The sequence below is a fragment of the Streptomyces sp. URMC 126 genome, assembly GCF_051386555.1.
Lineage (GTDB): Bacteria > Actinomycetota > Actinomycetes > Streptomycetales > Streptomycetaceae > Streptomyces.
In genome coordinates this window covers 1-6,156 of record NZ_JBPQTX010000376.1, presented here as the reverse complement: position 1 = coordinate 6,156, position 6,156 = coordinate 1, and the positions used below count along the sequence as shown (strand labels likewise).

The window sequence follows — 6,156 nt, the reverse complement described above, 5'->3', positions numbered from 1 at the left end:
AGAGACAGGAGGGGGACCTCGCCCCCACCAGCGAGCTCCCCCTCCATCTCGCCGTCTACCGGGCCACCGACGCCGCGGCCATCGTCCATACGCACGCCGTCCACGCCACCGCCGTCTCCACCCTGGTGGCGGAGCTGCCGCCGGTCCACTACATGACCGCGGCCCTCGGCGGACCCGTACGGGTCGCCCCCTACGCCCTCTACGGCAGCGACGAGCTCGCCCGGCACGCGCTCACCGCCTTGGAGGGACGCACCGGCTGCCTCCTGCGCAACCACGGCACGCTCACCTACGGGGCGACCCTGGACCAGGCGTACGACCGCGCCGCCCAGCTGGAGTGGATGTGCCGCGTCTGGCTCGCGGCCTCCGGGGTGCCCGGGCGCACCCCGTCCCTCCTCGACGCCGGGCAGCTCGCGGAGGCGGGGGAGAAGCTGCGCGGGTACGGGCGGCGTCCGGGGTGACCGGCGTTCGGCGCCCGGACCGAGGTCAGGGCTCGATCGTGACCGGCCGCTCCGCGCGCAGGTCGCTGACGAAGCCGCCCTTGACCACGCGCATCCAGTAGGAGTGCGTGCGCTGCCCGGCGGGGATGCCGGGGTCGCGCTCCAGCCGGCGGTCCAGGGAGGTGGCGCCGGCCGGGACGTCGCGCTGGAAGGTGTAGGGGTGCCAGATGCCGAGCTCGCTGCTGTAGAAGGGCTTGCGCTCCATCAGCATGACCTGGTCGGGGGCGCCCTGCGCCGGCTGCCACCGGACGCGGGCGGTGGCCGCGTCCAGGCGGACCACGGACGTCACCTCGGGCGCCTTCGGCACGGCCGAGGGAGCGGCGGGGCGGAGGTCGCCGCTGCGGATCGTCCGCGGCACGGACGGGTCGTAATTCTCGGGGTCGGCCAGCCGTCCCGTCACGCGGAGCGCGGTGGGGGCCGGGCCGCCGTCCGCGCAGGCGTCCACCTGGACGGCCATGCGCCAGTCGCCGGAGAATCTGACGTAGTCCTCCTTCTGGACGGGCAGCTCCCGGGTGACGCCGCCGGCGACCCGGCTGACGGTGTAGACGTAGCGGGAGTCGTGGTCGCGGACCACCTGGTAGCTGCACCGGTCGACGGCCGCGGCGCGCGCGGTGACGGCCGGCGGCGCCGAGCCGGCGACCGCTCCGGCGGCGGGGGCGGCGGCGAGCGCCGCGAAGCCCAGCGCGCACGTGGCGACGGCGGTGGCGGCAGCGGTGGCGGTGCGAGCGGGCATGCGTCCTCCGGTGTGTTCGTCGGCTCGGGACGGGCCGGCGGGCGGCGGCCGGGAGCGGACCGGCCGGTTCGCCGACCGTGCGGACGCTACCGAGCACCGACCGTCAAGAGAAGGTCAAGCGTGAGTAAAGCGGTGGTTTCGCGTCGGCTTTTGGCGAGAAGTGTTCGCGACGCCGCCCGGCGGGGTTCCGGCGGGGGCGGCGCCACCGGACGGCCCGCGCCGCACCCGTGCCCCACTCGCGCTCGGCCCGCGCCCCCGCCGTGTCCGCGATCACCCGCGCGCCCGCCCACGCCGACTGGCCTCGCCCCACCCCGGTGCGGACACTGGAGGGATGCATCTGGTCCGGACGACGGCGATGACAGCGGTGACCATGATCGGTGCCGGGGCGGCCGCCCTGGCCGCGGGGCGGTACGCGGGCGACGGCCTCCTGAGAAACGGCCCGGACCGGCCCCTCCCGGGTGAGCCCCGCCTCACCGTACGGGCCGTCGACAAGACCACCGTCACCCTCGACCGCACCCCCGCCTCCTGCCGCCCCGGCACCTACGGGCTCACCGGCCCCGGCCTGCACGCCGTCGTCGGACCGCCCGTCGCCGACGTCTCGCACCCCCACGACCGCGTCGTCCGCCGGCTCGAACGGATCACCCAAGGGACCCTCAAGCCCGGCCTCCGGATCCGGCTCACCCCGCAGATCCACCGGGGCGACCCGCGCGAGGCCCTCGCCCCCGAGGGCATCACGGGCCTCAAGGATCTTGAGGACAAGGAGCTCGCCGGCGAGACCGGCCCGCTGCCCGCCTGGTTCCTGCCCGGCGCCCGCGACACCTTCGTCGTCACCGCCCACGGGCTCGGCACCACCCGCGAACACCCCACGGTGCTGCTGCCGTTCCTGCGCCGGATGCGGCTCCCCGCGCTCGTCCCCGCCCACCGCGGCGACCCGGGAGCCCCCCGGCCCGCCGACGGCCTCGACCGGCTCGGCGCCGCCGAGTGGCGCGACGTCGTCACCGCCGTCGAGGAGTCCGTCCGGCACGGCGCCCGGCGCGTGGTGCTGCACGGCTGGTCCACCGGCGCCACCGCGGCCGTCCTCGCCGCCGCCGACCCACGCGTCCGGCCGCACGTCGGCGGACTCGTCCTCGACTCGCCGGTGCTCGACTGGGACGCCGCGCTGCGCGCCCTCGCCGCGCGCCGGCTCCCGGCCGCCCTGCGCCCGCTCGCGGTGCACGCGGCCCGTGTGCGAGCCGGGCTGGAACAGGAGAGGCTGCGCGCCGCGGTCGCCGACGCCGTCCGCCCGGGCGTGCCCGTGCTGTTGCTGCACAGTCCGGACGACGCCGTCGCGCCCTGGGCGCACTCCCGGGATCTCGCCGCGCGCCGTCCGGATCTGGTCACTTTGCGCACCGTCCGCGACGCCGGGCACGCGGCCCTGTGGAACGCGGACCGGAAGGGCTACGAGGAGTCCCTGCGACGGTTCCTGACGCCCCTTATGTAGGTTGCCACCAGGGGGCATCCGTGACTGCATGGTTGATTCCGATTGGGTTTTCGGAGCGTGAACGGCAAGACTGCTCCTGTGACGTCCCGTACTCCGCGCGACTCCCGGCTCAGACTCGTACCCCGGCAGCCGATCACCGCCGCCCGCCGAGCGGTGGCCGGCCGAGGCTCCCGTCCGGCACCCCGGCCGCCCGCCGGCATCCCGGGCCGTCCGGAACTCGCCCGGCAGGCGAGAGCCGGACTCACCGGCGCCGTCCGGCTGGCCCGCTGGGCGGCGGCCGAGTACGCCCGCGGGGCCGGACCGGGCCCCGACGAGGCCGGCGCGCTCGGGCCGGCGACGGCCGAGCGGGCCGCCGCCGCCCTCGGCCTGACGCCGCGCCAGGTCCAGGCCGACTGGGACCGCGCCCGGCTCGCCGGACTGCTCGAACTGCACGACGGCAGCGCCCGCGCCGGCTGGCGGCTGACCGCCTGGGACCGCGACGACAGCGCCGTGCTGCGCGGCTGGGTCGCCCTGTTCGACGCCTGGTCGCTGGCCCGCCCCGAGCCGGCCGGCACCGACCCGACGGTGGCAGCCGAGGTCGTCGAGGCGGCCCCGCAACTGCTGTCCGTCATGCACCTGTCCGGCGGCCCGGTCTCCGTCGCCATGCTGCTCGACCTGCTCCGGCAGCGGGTGGCGGAGATCCGCGCCGAGCGCTGCGAGATCTCCTACGACGGCCCCGGCCCGGTCCCGTCCGGACCGCCCGTCCCCGCCCCCCGCGCCGGGGACGCGGAGGACGCGGAGGACACCGGGCCGCTGCCGGACCTGCTCGCCTGGGCACTCGACGGCCTGGCCTCCGTCGGCGCCCTCGTGGTCCGAGGCGACGCGGGACCGGACGCCGAGGCCGTGCTCACGCCGCTCGGCAACTGGGCGGTGTGGGTCAAGCTCGAACAGATCTGCGTCGCCGCCCAGAGCCCGGCGGGCAACATCGAACTCTCGGCCGAGGCCATGCTGCGCGGCTGCGCCGACCTCAGCCCCGGCCCGGCCCGCGCCGAGTACCGGGCCTGGCTCGCCGCCCGCCCGGTGCGCAGCGCCGTAGCCGAGCTCCTGGAAGCGGCCCGCGGCGACGACGCCCTGGTCCGCGGGCTGGCCTTCGAGGCGCTCCGGGCCGTCGGAGCCCCCGCCGAACCCGCCGTCCGCGCGGTCGTCGACGAGACGGTGCTGCGGCCTTACGCGCTGCTGTGGCTGGCGGAGCAGGAGGGGCGCGACCCGGAGGAGGCCGCCGAGGTCCTCACCCGGGAGGAGGCCACCTGGCTGTGGGTGGACACGGCCGCGGCCGTCGCCGACCACGGGGAGAGCCGGCTGCTCGTCCGGCACCTGGAGTCCGCGGTGCAGGGCACCGTGCCGGCGCTGCTGGCGGAGGTACGGGCGGTGGGGCATCCGCGGACCGTCCAGGTGCTGGTCGCGCTGGCCGCCGCGCATCCGGATCCCGCCTTGGCCAAGGCGGTGCGGCGGGCGGCGTTCCAGGTGCACCGCGGGGGGAACTGAGCGGCGGGGTGCGCCTGCGGCGGGCTGGTGCCCCGGTCCCCGCTTGTCGCGGCTTCGCCGCTCGTCCTCAAGCGCCGGACGGGCTGGACAGTGCGGCCTTGGGCACGCACTTCAGCCCGTCTGGGGGCACCCCCTCTGGGGGAGCTTGAGGACAACCGCGCGGAGCGCGGTTTCAGGGGGTCCGGGGGCTTGCCCCCGGGAATCGGCGAAGGGGAGGGGCCGGGGCACCGCCCGCCGCAGGCGCACTCCGCCGCGTCAGCCGGTGGCCTCCGGCCCCGACGGGGCGTACGTGCCGAACGTCCAGAGGTTGCCCTCCAGGTCCCGCGCCAGATAGTCCCGAGCGCCGTACACCTGGTCGGCAGGAGGCACCAGAATCTCGGCCCCCTGCCGCCGGGCCCGCTCGCAATGCGCGTCCACGTCGTCCACGACGACGTAGATCCCGGCGGGCCCCGCGTCGGCCATCGCCTCGGCGAAGGGCCCGCCCCGCCCCGCCGAGCCGATCATGACCATGCCGTTGCCGTGGACGAGCTCCGCGTGCAGCACGGTCCCGTCCTCGCTCTCGTAGAGCGCGGACCGGACGAAGCCGAAGGCGGTGGTCAGCTGGGCGAGGGCCGCCTTGGCGTCACGGTAGAGCAGGGCCGGGGTGACGGTGGGGCGGATGGTGTGGGTGAGGTCCGACATGGGGCTGACTCCTCGCTCGTGCGGGTCACCGGCTACCGGAAGGTGTCGCAGGCGGCCACGTTCCCCGTCCGGTACCCGGTGGTGAACCACTGCTGCCGCTGCTCCGCCGAACCGTGCGTCCAGCTCTCGGGGGTGACCCGGCCCTGGAACTTCTCCTGGATCCGGTCGTCGCCGACGGCCGCCGCGGCCGACAGCCCGTCCTCGATGTCCGCCTTCGTCAGCGGCTTGATCAGCGGCTTTCCCGTGGTCTGGGACCGCGTCGAGGCCGCGTGGTGCGCCCAGACGCCCGCGTAGCAGTCGGCCTGGAGCTCGACCTTGACCGCGTTGCTGCCGGCCCCGGTTTTGCGGTCCTGGGAGCGGGCGAGCGTCCCGGTGAGGTTCTGGATGTGGTGCCCGTACTCGTGGGCGACGACGTACGCCTCGGCGAAGGGGCCGCCGCGCGCCCCGAACTTGCCCGTGAGCTCCTTGAAGAAGTCCAAATCCAGGTAGACCATGCGGTCGCCGGGGCAGTAGAACGGCCCGACGGCCGAGGTCGCGGCCCCGCAGGCGGTGTTCGTCCGGCCGGTGAACAGCTTGGTCCGCGCCTGGCTGTAGGACGTGGAGCGGCGGGCGAACTCCTGGCTCCAGAACGCCTGGGCGCTGTTGACGACGCCGACGATCCGGCAGTCCTCGCGGGCGTTGGCGTCCCGGCCCGTCCGGCAGTCCCGCTGCACCTGGGCGTCCGTGCTCGCCGAGGGCGTGGTGTCCGGCTCGCCCGAGGACAGCCCCAGCTCCTGCGGGCCGATGCCGAAGAAGAGGCCGGCGAGCAGCGCGAGCAGTCCCACCAGCCCGCCGCCGACGGTCAGCCCGCCGCCGGGAATCCGGCTGCCCCGCTCGTCCTGCACCTGGGAGGTGTCGAGATCCGCGTCGTCGTCGAACTGCATGCGCGACCGCCTCTCCACCCGGGGACATCACCCCGAGTATCCGTTAATCGCCCGATGTGTGCTCCATCACGGCCTTTGCCCCCACCGGCGGGCGTCTCCGCAGGAGGGGCTGCCCCGCCCGGGACGGACGAAACGGCGAGAAAACGGCGGGGGAGACGGCAGGGGAAGCAGCAGGGGAGACGGCGGGAAAACGGCCGCGGAGCCGTGCGGGCGCCGGTGCGGCGCACGGCCCGGCCGGCTCCGGCGCGCAGGCCGTCCGGCACGGCGCGCGAGGCGTACGACGGGCGCGGCGGAACGCCCCGCCCGCCCGTCGTACGC

General features: G+C 76.0%; 6 protein-coding genes. 3 read left to right on the top strand and 3 right to left on the bottom strand.

Annotated features, from left to right (window positions below):
* A partial coding sequence (locus ACSNOK_RS29465) for a class II aldolase/adducin family protein (protein ID WP_436783848.1) occupies window positions 1-458 on the top strand: 458 nt, incomplete at its 5' end.
* Window positions 459-483: 25 nt separating this feature from the next.
* Here the strand turns inward: ACSNOK_RS29465 and ACSNOK_RS29460 are convergent.
* Window positions 484-1,230, bottom strand: coding sequence for a hypothetical protein (locus ACSNOK_RS29460; protein WP_436783847.1), 747 nt, complete (start codon window positions 1,228-1,230; stop codon window positions 484-486).
* A 331-nt stretch (window positions 1,231-1,561) separates the two neighbouring features.
* Between ACSNOK_RS29460 and ACSNOK_RS29455 the strand changes: the two genes are divergently transcribed.
* Both ACSNOK_RS29455 and ACSNOK_RS29450 read left to right on the top strand, forming a co-directional pair.
* Window positions 1,562-2,710: a hypothetical protein gene (locus tag ACSNOK_RS29455; protein WP_436783846.1), complete on the top strand. Its 1,149-nt coding sequence runs from the start codon at window positions 1,562-1,564 to the stop codon at window positions 2,708-2,710.
* Window positions 2,711-2,788: 78 nt separating this feature from the next.
* Window positions 2,789-4,234 carry a hypothetical protein gene (locus tag ACSNOK_RS29450; protein ID WP_436783845.1) on the top strand — a complete coding sequence of 482 codons (1,446 nt, stop codon included), beginning with the start codon at window positions 2,789-2,791 and terminating at the stop codon, window positions 4,232-4,234.
* A gap of 255 nt (window positions 4,235-4,489) precedes the next feature.
* Here ACSNOK_RS29450 and ACSNOK_RS29445 read toward each other — a convergent pair whose 3' ends face one another.
* On the bottom strand, window positions 4,490-4,915 hold the full coding sequence (locus ACSNOK_RS29445; protein WP_436783844.1) for a VOC family protein: 426 nt from the start codon (window positions 4,913-4,915) through the stop codon (window positions 4,490-4,492).
* Between the two features lie 32 nt (window positions 4,916-4,947).
* On the bottom strand, window positions 4,948-5,838 hold the full coding sequence (gene ypfJ, locus ACSNOK_RS29440) for a KPN_02809 family neutral zinc metallopeptidase (protein WP_436783843.1): 891 nt from the start codon (window positions 5,836-5,838) through the stop codon (window positions 4,948-4,950).
* Between the last annotated feature and the right edge of the window lie 318 nt (window positions 5,839-6,156).